General features: G+C 66.7%; 17 protein-coding genes. All 17 read left to right on the plus strand.

What is annotated here, in order from left to right; translation table 11 throughout:
* Nucleotides 1-2,092 (plus strand): MFS transporter (locus PHP91_RS13360; protein WP_300141561.1); only part of this gene is annotated, 2,092 nt, incomplete at its 5' end.
* A gap of 179 nt (nucleotides 2,093-2,271) precedes the next feature.
* Nucleotides 2,272-4,074, plus strand: a complete 1,803-nt coding sequence (locus PHP91_RS13365) for an ATP-binding protein (protein ID WP_300141564.1) — start codon at nucleotides 2,272-2,274, stop codon at nucleotides 4,072-4,074.
* Nucleotides 4,052-5,401: a sigma-54 dependent transcriptional regulator gene (locus PHP91_RS13370; protein WP_300141567.1), complete on the plus strand. Its 1,350-nt coding sequence runs from the start codon at nucleotides 4,052-4,054 to the stop codon at nucleotides 5,399-5,401. The genes PHP91_RS13365 and PHP91_RS13370 overlap by 23 nt, the downstream gene beginning before the upstream one ends.
* A 473-nt stretch (nucleotides 5,402-5,874) precedes the next feature.
* Nucleotides 5,875-6,519 carry a succinate dehydrogenase/fumarate reductase cytochrome b subunit gene (locus PHP91_RS13375; RefSeq protein WP_300141569.1) on the plus strand — a complete coding sequence of 215 codons (645 nt, stop codon included), beginning with the start codon at nucleotides 5,875-5,877 and terminating at the stop codon, nucleotides 6,517-6,519.
* Nucleotides 6,520-6,532: 13 nt separating this feature from the next.
* Entirely contained in the window at nucleotides 6,533-8,413 is a 1,881-nt protein-coding gene (locus tag PHP91_RS13380) for a fumarate reductase flavoprotein subunit (RefSeq protein ID WP_300141572.1), read from the plus strand.
* Between the two features lie 24 nt (nucleotides 8,414-8,437).
* Complete coding sequence (locus PHP91_RS13385) at nucleotides 8,438-9,178, plus strand: fumarate reductase iron-sulfur subunit (RefSeq protein ID WP_300141575.1); 741 nt, start codon at nucleotides 8,438-8,440, stop codon at nucleotides 9,176-9,178.
* 6 nt (nucleotides 9,179-9,184) lie between these two features.
* Nucleotides 9,185-10,021: a fumarate hydratase gene (locus PHP91_RS13390; RefSeq protein ID WP_300141578.1), complete on the plus strand. Its 837-nt coding sequence runs from the start codon at nucleotides 9,185-9,187 to the stop codon at nucleotides 10,019-10,021.
* Nucleotides 10,021-10,578 (plus strand): Fe-S-containing hydro-lyase, encoded by a 558-nt coding sequence (locus PHP91_RS13395; RefSeq protein WP_300141581.1) that lies wholly within the window; start codon nucleotides 10,021-10,023, stop codon nucleotides 10,576-10,578. Before PHP91_RS13390 ends, PHP91_RS13395 begins: the two co-directional genes overlap by 1 nt.
* 27 nt (nucleotides 10,579-10,605) lie before the next feature.
* Nucleotides 10,606-11,928 (plus strand): malic enzyme-like NAD(P)-binding protein, encoded by a 1,323-nt coding sequence (locus tag PHP91_RS13400; RefSeq protein WP_300141584.1) that lies wholly within the window; start codon nucleotides 10,606-10,608, stop codon nucleotides 11,926-11,928.
* A gap of 106 nt (nucleotides 11,929-12,034) precedes the next feature.
* On the plus strand, nucleotides 12,035-13,576 hold the full coding sequence (locus PHP91_RS13405) for a DASS family sodium-coupled anion symporter (protein ID WP_300141587.1): 1,542 nt from the start codon (nucleotides 12,035-12,037) through the stop codon (nucleotides 13,574-13,576).
* 150 nt (nucleotides 13,577-13,726) lie between these two features.
* Entirely contained in the window at nucleotides 13,727-14,443 is a 717-nt protein-coding gene (locus PHP91_RS13410; protein WP_300141590.1) for a cytochrome c3 family protein, read from the plus strand.
* Nucleotides 14,444-14,450: 7 nt separating this feature from the next.
* Nucleotides 14,451-15,551: a 4Fe-4S dicluster domain-containing protein gene (locus PHP91_RS13415; protein ID WP_300141593.1), complete on the plus strand. Its 1,101-nt coding sequence runs from the start codon at nucleotides 14,451-14,453 to the stop codon at nucleotides 15,549-15,551.
* A complete protein-coding gene (locus tag PHP91_RS13420) occupies nucleotides 15,548-16,498 on the plus strand; it encodes an RnfABCDGE type electron transport complex subunit D (protein WP_300141596.1) in 951 nt (316 codons plus the stop codon). The genes PHP91_RS13415 and PHP91_RS13420 overlap by 4 nt, the downstream gene beginning before the upstream one ends.
* Nucleotides 16,499-16,501: 3 nt before the next feature.
* Nucleotides 16,502-17,077, plus strand: coding sequence for an RnfABCDGE type electron transport complex subunit G (gene rnfG, locus PHP91_RS13425; RefSeq protein WP_300141599.1), 576 nt, complete (start codon nucleotides 16,502-16,504; stop codon nucleotides 17,075-17,077).
* 25 nt (nucleotides 17,078-17,102) lie between these two features.
* On the plus strand, nucleotides 17,103-17,780 hold the full coding sequence (locus PHP91_RS13430) for an electron transport complex subunit E (RefSeq protein ID WP_300141602.1): 678 nt from the start codon (nucleotides 17,103-17,105) through the stop codon (nucleotides 17,778-17,780).
* Nucleotides 17,781-17,792: 12 nt separating this feature from the next.
* Complete coding sequence (locus tag PHP91_RS13435; RefSeq protein ID WP_300141605.1) at nucleotides 17,793-18,368, plus strand: RnfABCDGE type electron transport complex subunit A; 576 nt, start codon at nucleotides 17,793-17,795, stop codon at nucleotides 18,366-18,368.
* Between the two features lie 36 nt (nucleotides 18,369-18,404).
* On the plus strand, nucleotides 18,405-20,510 hold the full coding sequence (locus PHP91_RS13440) for an FAD-dependent oxidoreductase (RefSeq protein ID WP_300141608.1): 2,106 nt from the start codon (nucleotides 18,405-18,407) through the stop codon (nucleotides 20,508-20,510).
* Nucleotides 20,511-20,588: the final 78 nt, after the last annotated feature.

A 20,588-nucleotide genomic window follows, 5' to 3' on the forward strand; every position in this document is an offset into this window, starting at 1 on the left:
CCTGGGGGTGGCGCTCTTCTCGTTCGTGGTGCCCCTGGCCAGCCTGGATGCGCGCATCAGCGGGGCCTGGCTGGGCAGCGCCTTTGCCGGATACTACCTGGCCAAGCTCCTGGCCGCGCCCCTGGGCGGGCTGCTCTCGGACCGCATCGGCCCCCGGCCCCTGCTGGCGGGCGCGCCGCTCCTGGGCGCGCTGGCCCCGCTGCTTTATCTGGCCGCGCCGGGCGCTGGCGGGCTCTATGCGGTCCAGTTCCTGCTGGGCCTGATCTCCGGCTTGCACCGGCCCGTGGCCCTGGCCGCCCTGGGCAGCCAGGCCGGGAACCGGGACCTGTCCCGATATTTCGCCATCCAGGCCATGACCTTCGGCCTGGCCGTGTTCGCCGGGCCGCTCATGGGCGGGCTGCTCTACCTGGACCGGCGGCCCGGCCCGGTGCTGGCCGCCGTCGCCGCCTGCATGGCCCTGGCCGGACTGGCCGCCGCCCTGCTCCTGCCCGGCGGGATGCGCACCGTGGCGCAAAAAGAGGCGCGGCGCGAGCCGGAACCGGGCGTGAGCCCCGCCGCCCTGCTCCTGGCCGTGGGCGGGCGCACCCTGGGCCTCGGTTTCCTGGCCGCGTTCTATCCCATCCTACTTTCCACCCTGCTTGGCCGGGGGCTGCGCGTGGCCCTGCTCTTCGCCCTGCCCGGCCTGGCCACGGCCCTGGCCCTGCCCGCGGCCCAGCGATTTTTCCGGGACGCGAGCCGCGAAGGGCTGACCGTGGGCGGCATGTTGCTCTCGGCGGCGGCCATGTTCGCCATGGGCCTGGCCGGGGCGAGCTGGCAGTTCGCCCTGGCCGGAGCGGCGATGGGCCTGGGCTCGGCCCTGTCCGTACCCGCGTCCATGGCCCTGACCGCCGCCCTGTCCCCGCGCCGGGGGCGGCTCTTCGGCGCGGCCCAGTTGGTGGCCGGGATCGGGTTCCTGCTCGGCCCGCTGCTGGGCGGCCGGCTGCTGCCCTCGCTCCACGCCGTGGCCCCGCCCCTGCAACTGGCGGCGCTGATCGGGGCGCTCTGCGCCGTGCCCCTGGCCGGGTCCGCCCTGCGCGTGCGCGGCCACTTCGGCCGGGGACCGGCCGCGGTCCTGGCCCTGCTCCTGGCCGCCGTCCTGGCCGCGCCGGGCCTGGCCGTGCTCGACGCCGCCCGCCCGGCCGCCGAGCGGGACGGCTTCTACCGCTTCACCGACGTGGCCATGGGCACCATCGTCCACCTGACCCTGGAGGCCGAGAGCCGCCAGGGGGCCGAACGGGCCGCGCGCCGGGCCATGGACGCCATGCACGCCATCCAGGCGGACCTCGACTTCCGCAGCCCCGGCGGCTCCATCCGCCGCATCAACGAAGCGGCAGGAGGCGCCTGGGTCAAGCCCTCGGCCCGCGCCTTCGCGCTCATCGGACGCGCCCTGGCCATCAGCCGCGAGTCCGGCGGCGTGTTCGACCCCACGGTGGGCGCGCTGACCACCGCCGACTTCTACTACGCCCTGGCCCCCTCCCTGGCCGACGGCAAGCGCGACCTGGTGGACTACCGCAAGGTCGAGCTGAACCCGGCCGAAGGCGCGGTGCGGCTCCGGCTCCCCGGCATGGCGCTGGACATGGGCGGCATCGCCAAGGGAACCATCATCGACGCCTCGGTCCGGATGCTGCGGAAGCACGGCGTCAAAAGCGGCATTGTCGAAGCGGGCGGGGACCTGTACTGTTTCGGCGACCGGGACTGGAAGGTGGGCATCCGCCACCCGCGCAGCCGGGAGCTCCACGCCACCGTCACCCTGCGCGAAAAAGGCATTTGCGGATCGGGCGACTACCAACAGTTCGTCACCATGGAGCGGGGCGGCGAGGCCGAACGCCGCCACCACATCATCGACCCGGCCACCCTCGGGTCGGCCCACGCCTCCATCGGCACCTCGGTCATCGCGGACAGCGCGGAGCTGGCCGACGCCCTGGCCACCACCGTGTTCATCATGGGCCCGGACAAGGGGCGCGAGTTCCTGCTCCGTCACCACCCCGGCGCGGCGGCCATATGGTTCGACCCGGACCGCTCCGTGGCCCGGACCGACAACTTTCCCAGGTGACCTAACTGGTACCCTTCTTGCTTAACTCAGAAGGCAAAGGTTGTGAGCATTGCAATGAAAGACCATGAAACCGAGCTGTTACAATATCAGCACGTCCAAACTCGACCGATTCCGGCTCCGCAAATGAGCGGATTTCCGCCGATGGCCCCGGCCACCCGCCGCCCGGAGCGCTGACCGCCATGCTCCGCAAGATCAACGCCGCGCGCATCCTGACGATCATGGCCTACGTCCTGTTCCTGGCGGGCATCCCGCTGGGCGTTGGCGTCCTGGTCCAGTACGACTACCTGGACGGCTTCGAAGGCATGTCCAACGAGCGGCTCAACCTGTACGAGAGCACGCTGCTGGCCGAACTCAAGAAATACGAGTACCTGCCCTACCTCATCGCCGAGGCGGGCATCGTCTCGCGCATGCTCCACGGCGCGGACAACGCGGGCCAGGTCAACCTCTTCCTGGAGGAGGCCAACTCCATCGCCGGGTCCACCGTGGTCTACGTGCTCGACACCAACGGCATCGTCACCGCAGCCAGCAACTGGCGCAAGGAGAACTCCTTCATCGGCCTGGACCTCGCCTTCCGCCCCTATTTCCAGGACGCCATGCGCGGTCGGCAGGGGCGGTTCTACGGCGTGGGCGTCACGGCCGGGAACCCCGGCTACTACATCTCCCACCCCGTGCGCAGCAACGGCAAGCTCGTGGGCGTGGCCGTGGCCAAGATCGTCCTCTCGCCCCTGGAGGCCATCTGGCAGGAGGGCGGCGAGACCCTCTTCGTCACCGACATTCACGGCATCATCGTCCTGGCCAGCCGGCCGGAATGGAAATACCGCACCCTCTCCCCGCTCTCGGCCCCGACCCTCAAGAGCATCCACGACAAGCTCCAGTTCCCGGAGGTCAAGCTCTACCCCCTGCCCATCCACACGGCTACGCGTCTGGGCTTCGCCAAGGAGGTGACCATCGGCAAGGAGCGGTTCCTGGAGAAAAGCCGCTCCATCCCCGGCATGGAGTGGACCATCAGCTACCTCATGCCCCAGGGCCAGTTGTGGGAGCGGACGCTCGGCATCTCGCTGACCACCTTCGTCATCCTCGGCCTGGGGGTGCTGACCCGCTTCTTCCTGCGCGAGCGGCGGCAGCGGCAGATCGCGCGCATCCAGGCCATGGAGGCGGACCGCATCCGCTCCATCAACAAGAAGCTGGAGCAGGAGGTGGAGGAGCGCAAGCGCACCGAACACGAGCTGCGCGCCGCCCAGGAGGAGCTGGTCCAGGCGGGCAAGCTGGCCGCCCTGGGCGAGATGGCGGCGGCCATCACCCACGAGCTGAACCAGCCCATCGCGGCGGTGAAGACCTACGTGGCCTCCTGCCGCCTGATGCTCAAGCGCGACAAGCTCGCGGACGTGGACACCACCCTGGTCAAGATTTCCGAGCTGGGCGACCGCATGGGCACGGTCACAGGCCAGCTCAAGTCCTTCGCCCGCAAGTCCACCGACAAGAAAAACGAGTTCGACCTGCGCCTGGCCATCCAGGAGTCCCTGACCCTGATGGAGCACCAGTTCCACACCGAAGGGTGCCGCCTGGAGCTCTTCCTGACCGACGAGCCCATCAACGTGGTGGGCAACCGCGTGCACATGGAGCAGGTCCTCATCAACCTGTTCCGCAACGCCCTGGACGCCCTGCAGCACACGGACGACGCCCTCATCGGCGTCAGCCTGCGCAAGGTCAAGGAGCGGGCCAAGATCCACGTCTGGGACAACGGCCCCGGCATCGACGCCTCGGTGGACAAGCGCATCTTCGAGCCCTTCGTCACCACCAAGAAGGAAGGAAGCGGCGTGGGCCTCGGGCTCTCCATCTCCTATAAGATCATCAAGGACATGAACGGCGATTTCCGCGCCACCAACCGGCCGGACAGGGGTGCCGAATTCTTCGTGCACATCCCCCTGGCCCGCACCCGGAAAACAGGGGAAAAAAGCGATGCGGCAGATTATTCTGGTTGACGACGAACAGTCGGTGCGGGACTCCGCCCGGCAATGGCTGGAGCTCTCGGACTTCAAGGTCCGCGACTTCGGCGACGCCCCCACGGCCCTGAGCTACATCACCCCCGAGTTCGAGGGCATGATCCTCTCCGACGTCAAGATGCCCGGCATGGACGGCCTCGAACTGCAAAAGCGGGTGGCCGAGATCGACGCCGCCATCCCCGTGGTCCTCTTCACCGGCCACGGCGACATCGCCATGGCCGTGCGCGCAATCCAGGACGGGGCGTACGACTTCGTGGAAAAGCCGTTCGACCCGGAGCAGATCATCGAGACGGTCAAGCGCGCCCTGGAAAAACGCCGCCTGATCCTGGAGAACCGTGGCCTCAAGCGCGCCCTGGAGGGATGCAGCGGCATCGACTCCCGCCTGGTGGGCACCAGCCCGGCCATGCTCGCGCTCAAGAAGGAGATCAACAACGTCGCCCCGACAATCGCCAATGTCCTCATCATCGGCGAGACCGGCACCGGCAAGGAGGTCATCGCCCGCTCCATCCACAACCTGAGCCGCCTCAAGGACGGGCCATACATGGCCCTGAACTGCGCGGCCATTCCGGTCAACATGGCCGAAAGCGAGCTCTTCGGCCACGTGGGCGGCGCCTTCACCGGGGCCCAGGGCAAGCGCATCGGCAAGCTGGAGGCCGCCAACAGGGGCACCCTCTTCCTGGACGAGCTCAACTCCATGCCGCTCGACGTCCAGGGCAAGCTCCTGCGCGCCCTGGAGCTGCGCGAGATCACCCCGCTGGGCTCCAACGCCATCCGGCCGGTGGACTTCCGGCTCATCTCCACCATGAACGTCAGCCCGCGCGAGGCCATCACCCGCGGGCGGCTGCGCGAGGACCTCTATTTCCGCATCAACACCGTCGAACTGACCGTGCCGCCGCTGCGGCAGCGCAAGAGCGACATCCCGCTGCTCTTCTCCTTCTTCCTGGAGCGCGCGGCCGACACCTACGGCCAGGAGGCCGAGCCCCCGGGCCCCGAGGGACTGGCCGCCATGATGGCGTACGACTGGCCCGGCAACGTGCGCGAGCTGAAAAGCCTGGCCGCCCGCTACGTCCTCTCCTCCCTGCCCCCGACGGTGCGCATCCCCAAGCTCCTCTCCGGCACCAACGTGGACCGGCGGGAATCCACCATCCCGCTCCGGGAGCAGGTCTGCCTCTTCGAGCGTCACCTCATCCACGAGTCCATCCTGCGCAACAAGGGCAACATCCAGCAGGTCATCGCCGAGCTCAAGGTGCCCCGCCGGACCCTCAACGAGAAGATGGCCAAATACAACCTGAAGCGCAGCGAGTGACCGGCGGAAATTAGCCGAACACCCCCTGCGCGGCCCTCCCGGCCGCCCGCGCTCCGGAGCCCGGAACCAGCCGATCCAGGCCCGGCGCGGCTGCGGCGGGCATCCCCCCCCATCGGGGCGAAACACCCCGAATTTTCCCTGTTGACTGTGCGCTCAATCCAAACAAGCGGATTTCCGCCGCCCCGATCCGGGGCCATCGGCGGAAATCCGCCGACGGCCTGATCTTCCGCCATTATAGTGCATGTAATTCCGGCTGGTTGCAAAACCGTCACAAGTGGTACGCCCATTGCTTTTGCCCTAGACGTTGCGATCCATATCCGCTGCCTTCGACGGGAGGCGCGCCATGGGCACACGTTGGGACAAGGCAAAGCCGGAGCCAGACGGCCTCCCGCATCGAGCGCATCAGGTGTGGCGCGCGAGGGGGGCCCGGGACCCAGCCGAATTCAACAATCCAGAACCACAGGTGTAACATGATGAAAACCTACACGTCATCCGTCCCAGGCGTATCCCGCCTCGACGCCGGTCTCGACTGGCTGCAGATGCTGACGGGAGCGAGCCTGATCCTCTTCATGTGGTGTCACATGATGCTCGTCTCCTCGGTCGTCATCTCGCCCAACCTCATGAACGCCATCGCCCACTTCTTCGAGGCGACGTTCATGGCCCAGGTGGGCGGACCGCTGATCTTCCTGACCTTCCTGGTCCACTTCGCCCTGGCGGCGCGCAAAATCCCCTTCCGCGTGGAAGGGCAGTCCACCATCTGGCAGCACGCCAAGATGATGAAGCACCGCGACACGTGGCTCTGGGTGGTCCAGGCGGTCACGGCCATGATCATCCTGATCCTCGGCTCCATCCACATGTGGACGGTCCTGAACGACCTGCCCATCACCGCCGCCAAGTCCGCCGCTCGCATGCAGCACTTCTGGTGGTTCCTCTTCTACATGGTCCTCCTGCCGTGCGTGGAGCTCCACGTCAGCGTCGGATTCTACCGCATCGGCGTCAAATGGGGATTCGTGAAGGCCGACCAGCGGAAGGGGTTCAAGCGCTTCGAATCGACCCTGTTCACCATCTTCATGGTCATCGGGATCATCACCCTGATCCGCTTCTTAATGTTCGGCTAAAGAGGTATACGTCATGCAGACACATTTCTCCGATCTTTTGGTCATCGGCGCAGGACTCGCCGGTGAGCGCGTCGCCTGCGAGGCGGCCCAGAACGGCTTCACCGCCACCTGCCTGTCCATCGTCCCGGCCCGGCGCTCCCATTCCTCGGCCGCCCAGGGCGGCATGCAGGCCTCCCTCGGCAACTGCGCCATGGGCGAGGGCGACAATTCCGATGTTCACTTCATCGACACGGTAAAGGGCTCCGACTGGGGCTGCGACCAGGAAGTGGCCCGGCTCTTCGCCGACGCCGCTCCCATCGAGATGCGCCGCCTGGCCGCCTGGGGCGTGCCCTGGAACCGCGTGGTGCCCGGCAAGTCCTTCTACTTCAAGGGCGGCGAGAAGTTCGAGAAGTACGAAAAAGAGGAAAAGGAAGGGCTCATCACCGCCCGGTCATTCGGCGGCACCGCCAAGTGGCGCACCTGCTACACCTCGGACGGCACCGGCCACGCGGTCATGTGCACCATGGACAACCGCTGCGCCCAGCTCGGCATCAACGTCTTCGACAAGAAGGAAGCCATCTCCCTGATCCACGACGGCGACACCTGCAAGGGCGCGGTGGTCCGCTGCCTGCGCACCGGCCGCCTGGAGGTCTTCCTGGCCAAGGCCACGGCCATCTGCACCGGCGGCTTCGGCCGCATCTACAAGGCCACCACCAACGCGGTCATCTGCGACGGCGGCGGCCACGTCATCGCCCACGACACCGGCGTGGTGCCCATCGGCAACCCGGAGTCCATCCAGTTCCACCCCACCGGCATCGTCCCGACCGACATCCTGGTCACCGAGGGCTGCCGGGGTGACGGCGGCACCCTGCTCGACGTCAACGAAGAACGGTTCATGCACATCTACGAACCGGAGAAGGCCGAGCTGGCCTCCCGCGACGTGGTCTCCCGCCGCATGACCGAGCACATGCGCGCCGGCAAGGGCGTCAAGTCCCCCTACGGCGAGCACCTCTGGCTCGACATCCGCCACCTGGGCGACAAGCACATCTCCACCAAGCTGCGCGAAGTGGACGAGATCTGCCACCACTTCCTGGGCGTGGACCCGCGCACCCAGCTCATCCCGGTGCGGCCCACCCAGCACTACACCATGGCGGGCATCCGCACCGACAAGGACGGCGCGGTATACGGCCTCAAGGGCCTCTTCTCCGCCGGCGAAGCCGCCTGCTGGGACATGCACGGCTTCAACCGCCTGGGCGGCAACTCCCTGGCCGAAACCGTGGTCGCGGGCGGCATCATCGGCGCCAAGATCGTCGAGTTCCTCAAGGGACACGAGACCACCTTCGACACCGCCTCCATCAACGACGCCGTCAACAAGCAGAAAAAGCGCATCGACGACCTGGTCGCGGGCCGGTGCGGCCACCTGAACGTCTACCAGGTCCGCAACGAGATGCAGGAAGCGCTCATGAAGGGCTGCTTCGTCTTCCGCAACCAGAAGGACCTCGAAGAGACCGTGCAGACCCTCCAGGGCACCCTGGAGAAGTCGCGCAAGGTCGGCCTGGTCTCCGACGGCGCGGGCGCCAACTTCGAGCTGGGCTCCGCCCTGAAGCTCGAAGGCCAGGTCAAGCTCGCCCTGTGCATCGCCCAGGCCGCCCTGCAGCGCACCGAGTCGCGCGGCTCCCACAACCGCGAGGACTTCCCCGAGCGCAACGACCAGGACTGGCTCAACCGCACCCTGGCCTACTGGCGCGAAGGCGCGGACATGCCGGAGCTCGTCTACGAGGACACCACCCCGCTCTTCGAGCTGCCTCCGGGCGACCGCGGCTACGGCGGCGGCAAGATCATCCCCGCCGACGCCAAGTACGTGAAGGAGCGCACCGTCAAGAGCCCCGTCACCGAAATCGGCAAGAAGAAGTAACCGCGACGACAAGAGGATTCCACCATGGATAGACAACTGACCTTCGAGATATTCCGGTACAATCCCGAGCGGAAGGGTGAGACGCCGCACATGCAGCAGTACACCCTTGAAGAAAAACCGAACATGACGCTGTTCATCGCTCTGAACAGGCTCAGAGAGGAGCAGGACCCGAGCCTGGTCTTCGACTTCTGCTGCCGCGCCGGCATCTGCGGCGCATGCGCCATGGTCATCAACGGGCGTCCCAACCTGGCCTGCCAGACCAAGACCAAGGACCTCCCCGACAAGATCACCCTGCACCCCCTGCCGACCTTCAAGCTCATCGGCGACCTCTCCGTTGACACCGGCGTGTGGTTCCGCGAGATGTATACCAGGACCGAATCCTGGATTCACACCTCCAAGACCTTCGACCCGACCAAGGAGGAGGAGCGGATGGACAACTCCGTGGCCGAGGACATCTACGAGCTGGAACGGTGCATCGAGTGCGGCTGCTGCGTGGCCGCCTGCGGCACCGCCCGGCTGCGCAGCGACTTCCTGGGCGCGGCCGGCCTCAACCGCGTGGCCCGCTTCGTGGTCGACCCCCGCGACGAGCGCACCGACAGGGAATACTACGAGGTGATCGGCAACGACGAGGGCATCTTCGGCTGCATGGGCCTGCTGGCCTGTGAGGACGTGTGCCCCAAGAACCTTCCGCTGCAGAACCAGCTCGGCTTCCTGCGGCGCAAGATGGGCATTACCGCCCTCAAGGACCTCTTCAAGAAAAAGTAGGTGGCCATGCGTACTATCAAAGCTTCCGACATTGTCGATGCCGTGGCGAACATGTGCATCAAGGGCAACACAGAGCTGCCGGACGACGTCCGCAACAGTCTCGAAAAGGCCATGGCCGCGGAGGACTCCCCCTCGGCCAAGGAGGTGCTCCGCCAGCTCCTGGAGAACGCCGACCTGTCGCTCAAGACCAAGCTCCCCCTGTGCCAGGACTGTGGGCTCGGCGTCTTCTTCGTGGAGATGGGCGACCAGGTCTTCGTCGAGGGCAACCTCACCGAGGCCATCAATGAAGGCACCCGCAAGGGCTATGCGGACGGCTACCTGCGCAAGTCCGCCTGCGACCCGCTGACCCGGGCCAACACCGGCGACGGCACCCCGGCCGTGATCCACGTGGACATCGTCCCCGGCGACAAGCTGAAGATCACCTACATGGCCAAGGGCGGCGGCGCGGAGAACATGTCCCGCGTCACCATGCTCGCCCCGGCCCAGGGCTGGAAGGGCATCAAGGAGTTCGTGGTCAAGCGCGTGGCGGAGGCGGGGCCCAACCCCTGCCCGCCCACCGTCATCGGCATCGGCATCGGCGGCACCTTCGACCACGCCGCCAAGATCGCCAAGCGCGCCCTGACCCGCAAGCTGGACGACACCCATCCCGATTCCAAGGTCGCCGAGCTGGAAAAGGAGCTCTACGAAGCGATCAACAAACTCGGCATCGGGCCCATGGGCCTGGGCGGCAAGACCACGGTCCTCGGCGTGAAGATCGCCATGGAGCCCTGCCACCTGGCGAGCCTGCCCCTGGCCGTCAACGTCCAGTGCCACTCCCAGCGGCACGAGGAGGTCATACTCTAATGGCGGAATACAAACTGAACACCCCGCTCTCCGACGCGGACATCGCCCAGCTCAAGGCGGGCGACGTGGTCTTCCTGTCCGGCACCATCTACACCGCCCGCGACGCGGCCCACAAGAAGCTCGTGGACCTGCTCGACCAGGGCAAGGAGCTGCCCTTCGACCTCAAGGGCACGGCCATCTACTACGTCGGGCCCTCCCCGGCGCCTCCGGGCCGCCCCATCGGCTCCGCAGGCCCGACCACCAGCTACCGCATGGATTCCTACGCCCCCCGGCTCTACAGCCTGGGGCTCAAGGCCACCATCGGCAAGGGCAAGCGCGACGCCGCCACCCGCAAGGCCATGGAGGACCACACCTGCGTGTACTTCGGCGCCACGGGCGGAGCCGGAGCCCTGCTCTCCAACTCCATCACGGCGGCCAAGGTCATCGCCTTCGACGAACTCGGCCCCGAGGCCGTGCGCGAACTCACGGTCAAGGACTTCCCCCTGCTGGTCATCAACGACTCCCACGGCGGCGAGCTCTACGCCGTGCCGGACCTGAAGGCCGCGGGCATCGAATAACGCAACCAACCACAAGGAGATAATACAATGGCATTATTTACCAAAGAAGAGGCGCTCGCCTACCACTCCATGGGGAGGAAGGGGAAGGTCGAGGTCGTCCCGGTCAAGCCGTGCGTAACCCAGAAGCACCTGTCCATGGCCTACAGCCCCGGCGTGGCCGAGGCGTGCAAGGCGATCCATGCCGATCCCTCGCTGGTCTATGAATACACCGGCAAGGGCAACCTGGTGGGCGTCGTCTCCAACGGCACCGCCGTGCTCGGCCTGGGCAACATCGGCCCCCTGGCGGGCAAGCCGGTCATGGAAGGCAAGGGCGTCCTGTTCAAGGTCTTCGGCGACGTCGACGTCTACGACATCGACCTGGACCAGCTCGATCCGGACAAGCTGTGCGAAGTGGTCAAGGCCCTGGAGCCCACCTTCGGCGGCATCAACCTTGAGGACATCAAGGCCCCGGAATGCTTCTACATCGAAGAGCGGCTGAAAAAGGAAATGAACATCCCGGTCTTCCATGACGACCAGCACGGCACCGCCATCGTCACCGCCGCCGGCATGATGAACGCCCTCGAGATCTCCGGCAAGAAGGCCGAGGACCTGCGCGTGGTCATCTCCGGCGCGGGCGCGGCGGCCATCGCCTGCACCAACCTGTACCGGAACATGGGCGTCAAGTTCGAGAACATCGCCATGTTCGACTCGCGCGGCCACATCAACAAGGCCCGCACGGACCTGAACGAGTTCAAGCAGCAGTACGCCACAGAGAAGGCATACGGCTCCCTGGCCGAGGCCATGGTCGGCGCGGACTGCTTCCTGGGCCTGTCCAAGGGCGGCATCGTCTCCAAGGAGATGGTCAAGTCCATGAACGACAACTGCCCGATCATCTTCGCCTGCGCGAACCCCGACCCGGAGATCACCTACACCGACGCCAAGGAGGCGCGCCCGGACTGCATCATGGGCACCGGCCGCTCCGACTTCCCGAACCAGGTGAACAACGTGCTCGGCTTCCCCTTCATCTTCCGCGGGGCGCTGGACTGCATGGCCACCTCCATCACCGAGGAGATGAAGATCGCGGCCGCCCAGGCCCTGGCCGACCTGGCCAAGACCGAGGCCCCGGACTACGTCTGCAAGGCGTTCGGCGTGGACAAGCTTGAATTCGGACGCGACTACGTCATCCCCAAGGCGCTTGACCTGCGGCTCATCGAGTACGTCTCCGTGGCCGTGGCCAAGGCCGCCATGGAGGGGGGCGTCGCCCGCAAGCCGCTGGACCTCGAGGCCTACAAGGGCCAGCTCGGGAAGCGCATCGCCGAGTCCAGCAAGCGTGTCGGCGCGTTCGTCGAAACCTATCATCTCGGAATATAAATAATCCCCGGGCGGCTGCAATGGGTTGCCGCCCGGGATTTCCCAGAGTGTCCTGGGGTTGCGGTCCATTTCGAGGTGTAGAAACTATTGTACGAGGAATTGCATTATGAGTTCACAGGCTGATTCCGGTAAGGGCAAACGGATAGGGTTCTTTCTCGGCCCCATCATCTTTGTCCTGATGCTCCTTCTGCCGGTTCCGACCGGCATGAAGGTCGAGGCATGGCGCGTGGCTGCCGTCACCGTCCTGATGGCCATATGGTGGATCACGGAGGCTATCCCCATTCCCGCCACCTCCCTCCTTCCCATCGCGCTCTTCCCCCTGCTGGGGATCATGAAGTCGTCGGCGTCCACCGCGCCGTACGCCAACCACTTGATCTACCTGTTCATGGGCGGCTTCTTCCTGGCCGTGACCATGGAGCGGTGGAACCTGCACCGGCGCGTGGCGCTCTACACCATCAAGGCCATCGGCACCAGCCCGGCGCGAATGACGCTGGGCTTCATGCTGGCCACGGCCTTCCTGTCCATGTGGGTGTCCAACACGGCCACCACCATGATGATGGTGCCCATCGGCCTGGCCGTCATCCAGCAGGCCACCGGCTTCACCTCCGACCACCTGCGCGACAGCGGCAACAACGTCGGCCCCGAGTTCAACTTCGGCCGCGGCCTGATGCTGGGCATCGCCTACGCCGCCTCCATCGGCGGCGTGGCCACCATCATCGGCACGCCCCCGAACACCGTCATGGCCGGCATGATCGAAAAGATGTTCGGCGTCACCATCGGCTTCGGCCAGTGGATGATGTTCGGCGTGCCCCTGTCCGCAATCACCCTGGCCATCGCATGGCTCCTGCTGACCAAGCTGCTCTACAGCACCGGCAGCATGGAACTGGCGGGCGGAGCCAAGATCATCAATGAAGAAGTGAAAAAGCTCGGCCCCATGTCGAGCGAAGAAAAGAAAATCGTGGCCGTGGGCGTTTTCATGGCCGTCTTCTGGCTGTCCCTGAGCTTCCTGAAAAAGGCGTCCTTCGTCCTGGCCGTCCTGCCCCACTTCGGGTACGTGGCCGACGCCACGGTCGGCATCCTGGGCGCGCTGATCCTGTTCTGCATCCCGACCAACTTCAAGAAGAGCGAATTCCTGCTCGACTGGAAGACCGCGGTCAAGATTCCCTGGGACGTCATCCTGCTGTTCGGCGGCGGCCTGGCCATCGCCAACGGCTTCGCCAAGACCGGCCTGGCTGCCTACATCGCCTCCCAGCTCGGCGCTCTCGAGGGCGCGAGCATGCTCGTCTTCGTCGGCGTGGTGGTCCTGATCACCATCTTCCTGACGGAAATCACCTCCAACACGGCGACCGCCACCCTGCTCGTGCCCATCATGGGCAGCGCGGCCATCGCCATGGGCGTCCACCCGTTCGCGACCATCGTCGCCGCCTGCGTGGCCGCCTCCTACGCCTTCATGCTCCCGGTGGCCACGCCGCCCAACGCCGTCGTGTTCGGCAGCGGATGCGTGACAATCAAGCAGATGGCAAAGACAGGATTGTGGCTGAACATAATCGGCACCATCCTGATCACCGGCTTCGTGGTCTACATTCTCCCGGTTCTCTGGGGCGTGGACCTTACCACCGTCCCCAGCTGGGCGGTCATGCCGAAGTAAGCAACTTGAACCTACCCGCGGACGGCATCCGTGCCGTCCGCGGGTTCTGGAAACCCGAAAGGCTCATGAACTGCCGCATCCGTGCGGCGGAGAGGGACGATGCGCGCAAAAAACAAGACGTTACCGGTACTCGTTGCGGCGATAGCGCTCGTGATCGCGGCGGCCGTCGGCTACGTGCTGCCGGGCGGGAGCCAGGCCATGCCGGTCCGGATTCTGTTCAACAACAAGGGCGGCAAGGTGATCTTCTCGCACCTGACGCACCACCGCGACTACCAGATCGAGTGCGCCCGCTGCCACCACGACCGGCCCCAGGTCCAGGTCTCGGACAAGACCGGCGCACTGGCCTGCGGCTCGTGCCACCCGCAGGACTTCGACAAGAATTTCGCCAGCAGCCATGCGGACTCCTTCCCCGACGAGTCCTACTGCATTCGCTGCCATCACGTGGAGTACGGCCAACTGATCTTCAACCACAAGGAGCACGCCGAGGAATATGCGGACGACTGTCGCGCCTGCCACCACGACGCGTCCATCGAGCCCGAGCCGCGGAAGTGTTCCGACTGCCACAAGGGCAAGGAGCTGAAAGGCGTGCCGAGCATGCGCGAGGCCGGGCACAAGAAGTGCGCCTCCTGCCACGAGGACATGTTCGCCAAGCATTTGTCGAGCTGCAAGGAGTGCCACCAGTCCGTGGACATGACCCAGTACAAGGGCGACTACAGCGACTGCGGCGCCTGCCATGACGCCCATGCGCGCGACCTCGTGCTGCCGCGCATGAACGCATTCCACGACCAGTGCATGTCCTGCCACGAATCCCTGGGCGCCGGTCCCTACGGTCCGGACGCCTGCAACCAATGCCACATCACCAGGTAGGCGCTTCATGACCATGCAAGCAACACCTTCCCTCGACCTGGCGGAGCTGACCCTGCGCCGCCACTGCCCCCTGGTCACCTGCGGCCAGTCCGTCCTGCGCGGCGAGCGGCTGGCCACGGCGAGCGCCCCCGGCGCGGGCGACATCCACACCCCGATCGCGGGCGTCGTGACCCACGTGGACGCCTACCGCATCCGCGTCGAGGCGCGCGGCCACGACGAGGTGGAGCCCGTGGACCTCGCCGCCCTTTCCGGCAAGGCCCTGTACGACAAACTTTTGGAGCTGGGAGTGGACCTTCCTCCGGCCGATGCGGTGGACACGCTGATCGTCAACGGCGTGGACGCCGAACAAGGCGTCCTGACACGCGCAAGTCTCCTGGCTTCAACTCCCGAGCCCCTTGAGCACGGCCTGAAAACCATACATGCCCTGTACAAACCCCGCCTTACGACCCTGGCCGTGCTCAAGGGCGCCTCGATCCCGGACTATGACATCCAACTGACGGAAATCGACCACAACTACCCGGCGGGGCTCGACCCGCTGGTGGCCCTGGCCGTCACCGGCATCGAGGCCCCGGACCACACCGAGGTCATCGGCCTGGAGACGGTCTACCACCTCGGCCGGGTCATGCGGACCGGACTGCCGGTCCTGGAGACCCCGGTGACCGTGGACGGCAAGCTCGCCATCGTGCCGGTCGGGATGCCCGTGTCCCGGGTCCTGGGCGAGGCCGGCATCGTTCCGGCCGAGGGCGACCGCATCGTGCTCGGCGGCTTCCTGCGCGGCGAGGCGGCGGCCCTGCCCACCCAGGGCGTGGACCGCTCGGCCGTGGCCGTGACCCTGGTCAGAAACCCGGCCCCGGTGGCCGAGGACGTGGCCTGCGTTGGCTGCGGCGAGTGCGTCCGGCGCTGCCCGGCCCGGCTCGACCCGTCCATGATCACCAGCTACGCGGAATTCGGGCTCTACGACAAGGCGGCCCAGGCCCACGTCGAGGTCTGCTTCGAATGCGGCCTGTGCGGCTTTTTCTGCCTCGCCCACCGGCCCATGCTCCAATACATCCGGCTGGCCAAGAGCGAACTGGCCAGGGCCCGGTCCCGCGAGGAGGTCGCACTGTGAAACCGCTCAACCCGCTCGTCCTGACCGTCTCGGTCCCGCCGCACAAGCACTACGGCAGCTCGGTCCGGGGGCTCATGACCGCCATCCTCATGGCCATGGTCCCGGCCGCGGCCATGGCGGTCAACACCTTCGGCGTGGACGCCCTGCGCGTCATGGCCCTGTCCGCCGGCGTGGCGGTGCTCACCGAGGCCGCGTGCAACCGGCTCATGGACCGTTCCCAGTCCGTGGGCGACCTGCACGCCCTCACCGTGGGCCTGGCATTCGCCTTCCTGCTCCCGGCCTCGGCCCCGTGGTGGCTGGTCGCCTTCGGCAGCGCGGCCTCCATCGGGGTGGGCAAGATGATGTTCGGCCCCCTGGGCGGCAGCCCGTTCTGCGCCCCGCTGGTGGGTTGGGCCATCTGCCGCGTCTCCTGGCCCGGCCAGATGGACCTGGACGCCTCCATGCTGACCATGAACCTGACCTACCCCCTGGGCCAGCTCAAGGCCTTCGGCTGGACCTCTGTCCAGATCCAGGACACCAAATCCCTGCTCTTCGGCCGCCAGTTGGGCGGCCTTGGCGCGGTCCAGGTGGCCGGAGTGCTCATCGGCGGCCTCTACCTGGTCATCAAGCACCACGTTTCATCAATTATTCCGGTTGGCTTTCTGGCAGGCGTCGCGACAGCGGCCTGGCTTTTGCATTTGATAAACCCGGTGGTCTATCCTCCGGCCATGTTCCATCTGCTGACCGGGTCGGTCATGTTCGGGGCGTTCTTCCTGGCGACCGACGGGCCCTCCTCCCCCAACCGGCAAATTCCCATGCTCCTGTTCGGGCTCCTGGCCGGGGTGATGACCATCGTCATCCGCGTCTGGGGGGCCTATCCGGACGGCGTGCCCTTCGCCATCCTGCTGGCCAACCTGTTCACTCCGGTGCTGGAGCGCATCCGTCCCCGGCCCTTCGGCGCGAGGTAAGCCATGAAAGAGATACTGAACATGATGATCGTCCTGGCCCTGATCTGCGGGATCTCCGGGGTGACGCTGGCTGTTCTGAAACAGACCACCGCCCCGATCATCGAGGAGCAGGAGCTGACGTACGTCCAGGCTCCGGCCATCGACCAGGTCCTGGAGACCCACGACAACAACCCCATCAAGGACCGCAAGCGTTTCGACGTTGACGGCAGGTCCGTCATGGTCTTCCCGGCCATGTCCGGCGGCCGGGTCACGGGCGTGGCCTTCGAAACCTCGGGCAAGGGCTACGGCGGGAACATCGGCGTCATGGTCGGCTTCGACCTGAAGAGCGACACCCTGACCGGCATCGGCATCACCACCCTGAAGGAGACCCCCGGCCTGGGCATGCGCGTCACCGAGCACGGCTACACCACCCAGTTCAAGGGCCACCCCATCGAGGCCGTGGCCCTGACCAGAAACGGCGGCGACATCCAGGCCGTGGCCGGAGCGACCATCTCCTCCACGGGCACGGTCTTCGCCGTGCAGCAGGCCATCGCCATCTACAAGACCCTCAAGACACAACTGGCGGGCGGCTGGTCCTGACCGCCGACAGCACGAGGATAGAAACATGAGCAGATTGTGGAAGGAATTCTCCAAGGGGCTGTGGACCGAGCTGCCCCCGTTCCGCCTGGTGCTGGGGCTCTGTCCCACCCTGGCCGTGACCAAGACGGCGGACAACGGGCTGGGCATGGGGCTCGCCGTGGTCTTCGTCCTGGCCCTGTCCAACCTGATGATCTCCCTGCTCCGGAAAATCATCCCGGCCAAGGTGCGCATCGCCTGCTTCATCGTGGTCGCCGCCTCGCTGGTGGTGGCCGTGGAGCTCCTGATGCAGGCCTATGCCTACCCGCTCTACCAGCAACTGGGCATCTTCGTCCCGCTCATCGTGGTCAACTGCATCATCCTGGGCCGGGCCGAGGCCTTCGCCTCCAAGAACGGCCCGCTCCTGTCCATGGCCGACGGCGCGGGCATGGGCCTCGGGTTCACCATGTCACTGACCTTCCTGGGCGGCCTGCGCGAGCTGCTCGGCTCGGGCGCCATCTTCGGGGTCCACGTGGCCTGGGAGGGGTTCCAGCCCCTGGGCCTCATGGTCGAGGCGCCGGGCGCGTTCATCAGCCTGGGCGTGCTCCTGGCCCTGATGGTCTTCGTCCAGAACCTGCAACGCAAGCGGCGGGGCCTGGCCCTGGTCGAGGCCCCGGGCCACGACTGCAAGAGCTGCGGCTGCTGCGGCAAGGCCGACAACGCCTAAGGGAGAACGATCATGCAGGAATACTTCCTCCTCTTCATCTCGGCCATCTTCGTCAACAACATCGTCCTGGCCCAGTATTTGGGCAACTGCCCGTTCATCGGCACATCCAAGGACACCGGGGTGGCCGTGGGCATGGGCTCGGCCGTGGTCTTCGTCATGTTCATGGCCACGGGCCTGACCTGGCTGGTGCAGTACAAGCTGCTCGTGCCGATGGGCATCGGCTATCTCCAGACCCTGGCCTTCATCCTGGTCATCGCGGCCCTGGTCCAGTTCGTGGAGATGTTCCTCAAGAAGATGGTCCCGCCGCTCTACAAGTCGCTGGGCATCTTCCTGCCGCTCATCACCACCAACTGCGCGGTGATGGGCGTGGCGCTGATCGTCCAGCGCGAGGAGTTCGGCCTGGTCAAGTCGGTCATGTTCGCCCTGGCCTCGGGGCTGGGCTTCATGCTCGCCCTGGTCCTGCTGGCGGGCATCCGCGAGCGGCTGGCGGTGCGCCGCCTGCCCGTGGCCATGCGCGGCACGCCCATCGGCCTGGTCATGGCCGGGCTCATGTCCCTGGCCTTCTTCGCCTTCAAGGGCATGATCTAAGCGGAAAAACCGCAACGACTCCAAGGGAAGCACATCATGATACTGACATCGGGATTGACTCTGCTGGGCATCGGCCTGGGCGCGGCCGGAATTCTCGGCATCGCCTCCAAGCTGCTCTACGTCAAGGAAGACCCGCGCATCGCCGAGGTCGAGGGACTGCTGCCCGGCGCCAACTGCGGCGGCTGCGGATTCCCCGGCTGCTCGGGCGCGGCGGCGGCCATCGTGGCGGGCAAGGCCCAGGCCACGGTCTGCGTGGTCTCCGACGCCGAAGGGCATAGGGCCATCGCGGCGCTGATGGGCCAGGAGGTTCTGGAACGCGAGCCCGAGCTGGCCGTGCGCGACTGCACCGGCGGCGACCGGGCCGACGAGGCCTTCCACTACGAGGGCGTGCTGGACTGCCGGGCCGCCCACCTCCTCTACGGCGGGTCCAAATCCTGCCCGGAGGGATGCCTGGGCCTGGGCTCCTGCGTGCGCGCCTGCCCCTTCGACGCCATCCGCATGGGCCCGCGCGGCCTGCCGGTCATCGACCCGGCGCAATGCAAGGCGTGCGGCAACTGCGTGGACGCCTGCCCGCGCGGTGTCATCGCCGTGTCCGGCATGTCCGCCCGGCTGCTCCACCTCAACCAGACCACGGACTGCCTGGCCCCCTGCCGCCAGAAGTGCCCGGCCCAGATCAACATTCCGCGCTACATCGAGCAGGTCAAGGCGGGCGACTACGACGGCGCGCTCATGACCATCCGCGAGCGCAACCCCCTGCCGGTCACCTGCGGCCGGGTCTGCCCCCGCCCGTGCGAGACCCAATGCCGCCGCCAGCACGTGGACTCCCCGGTGGGCATCAACATGCTCAAGCGTTTCGTGGCCGACCGCGAGCTGCGCTCCGGCAAGCGGCTGCCCGTCCCCTGCGCCAGGGACACCGGCAAGAAGGCGGCCATCATCGGCGGCGGCCCGGCCGGGCTCTCCTGCGCCTATTTCCTGCGCCGCCTGGGCCACTCGCCGACCATCTTCGAGGCCCAGCCCCACCTGGGCGGCCAGACCCGCTACGGCATCCCGGAATACCGTCTGCCCAAGGCGGACCTCGACTGGGAAATCCAGGGCATCCTGGACCTGGGCGTGGAGACGCGCATGAACACCAAGTTCGGCAAGGACTTCACCATCGAGTCCCTCAAGGCCGAGGGGTTCGAGACCATCTTCATCGGCATCGGGGCCTGGCAGGCCTCGGGCATGTACGCCGAGGGAGAGGACCTTCAGGGCGTCATGGGCGGCATCGAGTTCCTGACCGCCCACGCCCTGGGCCAGAAGCCGGAGACCGGCGACAGGGTCATCGTGGTCGGCGGCGGCAACACCGCCATCGACGCGGCCCGGACCTGCGTCCGCCTGGGCGCGGACGTCACCCTGATGTACCGCCGGACCCGCAAGGAGATGCCCGCCAACGAGGAAGAGATCGTCGGGGCCGAGGAGGAGGGCGTGAAGTTCCTGTTCCTGGCCGCCCCGGCCAAGGTCGTGGGCGACGAGAGCGGCCGTGCCACGGCCCTGGAATACTACGAGATGGAGCTGGGCGAGCCCGACGACTCCGGCCGCCGCCGCCCGGTCAAGAAGGAGGGCTCCGAGAAGCGGATGCCCGCCTCGCTCATCATCCCGGCCATCGGACAGAAGCCTGACCTGACCTGCCTCTACGAGGACGGCGACGCCGGGACCTGCCCGCTGGAGACCACCCGCTGGCAGACCATCGTGGCCGACCCGGACACCTTCCAGACGATCATCCCCGGCGTGTTCACGGCGGGCGACGTCTACACCGGCCCGGACCTGGTGGTCTCGGCCATCGGCGACGGCCGCAAGGCCGCCCGGTCCATGCACTACGTCATGACCCAGGGAGCCATCCCGATCCCGCCCGCCACCCAAAAGGGCATGATCGCCTACTCCCTGTTCAAGGAAATAGACGTCGAGGAGCGCAAGCAGCGGGCCGTCATGCCCCACCTTCGCCACGGCGACGAGCGCAACCGCACCTTCGGCGAGGTGGAGGGCGCCCTGTCCGAGACGGAAGCCCTGGCCGAGGCGGACCGCTGCCTGCGCTGCGGCCTGGTCTGCTACGACCGCGACTCGGCGGGTGAGGCCCGCCACTTCATCAACCCGGCGGACCTGTAGGGAACAAAGAATCAGCCCCAAGAGGTCGCGTTCCGCCCCACCACCACACCCAAACCCCAATGGAACGCGACGCGGGAG

The sequence above is a fragment of the Pseudodesulfovibrio sp. genome (genome assembly GCF_028692895.1).
GTDB lineage: Bacteria > Desulfobacterota > Desulfovibrionia > Desulfovibrionales > Desulfovibrionaceae > Pseudodesulfovibrio.

Coding starts and splice junctions, on each gene's coding strand:
- PHP91_RS13375 (WP_300141569.1), top strand. CDS start 5,875: ATGAAAACCTACACGTCATCCGTCCCAGGCGTATCCCGCCTCGACGCC.
- PHP91_RS13415 (WP_300141593.1), top strand. CDS start 14,451: ATGACCATGCAAGCAACACCTTCCCTCGACCTGGCGGAGCTGACCCTG.
- PHP91_RS13385 (WP_300141575.1), top strand. CDS start 8,438: ATGGATAGACAACTGACCTTCGAGATATTCCGGTACAATCCCGAGCGG.
- PHP91_RS13440 (WP_300141608.1), top strand. CDS start 18,405: ATGATACTGACATCGGGATTGACTCTGCTGGGCATCGGCCTGGGCGCG.
- PHP91_RS13400 (WP_300141584.1), top strand. CDS start 10,606: ATGGCATTATTTACCAAAGAAGAGGCGCTCGCCTACCACTCCATGGGG.
- PHP91_RS13435 (WP_300141605.1), top strand. CDS start 17,793: ATGCAGGAATACTTCCTCCTCTTCATCTCGGCCATCTTCGTCAACAAC.
- PHP91_RS13390 (WP_300141578.1), top strand. CDS start 9,185: ATGCGTACTATCAAAGCTTCCGACATTGTCGATGCCGTGGCGAACATG.
- PHP91_RS13380 (WP_300141572.1), top strand. CDS start 6,533: ATGCAGACACATTTCTCCGATCTTTTGGTCATCGGCGCAGGACTCGCC.
- PHP91_RS13405 (WP_300141587.1), top strand. CDS start 12,035: ATGAGTTCACAGGCTGATTCCGGTAAGGGCAAACGGATAGGGTTCTTT.
- PHP91_RS13370 (WP_300141567.1), top strand. CDS start 4,052: ATGCGGCAGATTATTCTGGTTGACGACGAACAGTCGGTGCGGGACTCC.
- PHP91_RS13395 (WP_300141581.1), top strand. CDS start 10,021: ATGGCGGAATACAAACTGAACACCCCGCTCTCCGACGCGGACATCGCC.
- PHP91_RS13430 (WP_300141602.1), top strand. CDS start 17,103: ATGAGCAGATTGTGGAAGGAATTCTCCAAGGGGCTGTGGACCGAGCTG.
- PHP91_RS13365 (WP_300141564.1), top strand. CDS start 2,272: ATGCTCCGCAAGATCAACGCCGCGCGCATCCTGACGATCATGGCCTAC.
- rnfG (WP_300141599.1), top strand. CDS start 16,502: ATGAAAGAGATACTGAACATGATGATCGTCCTGGCCCTGATCTGCGGG.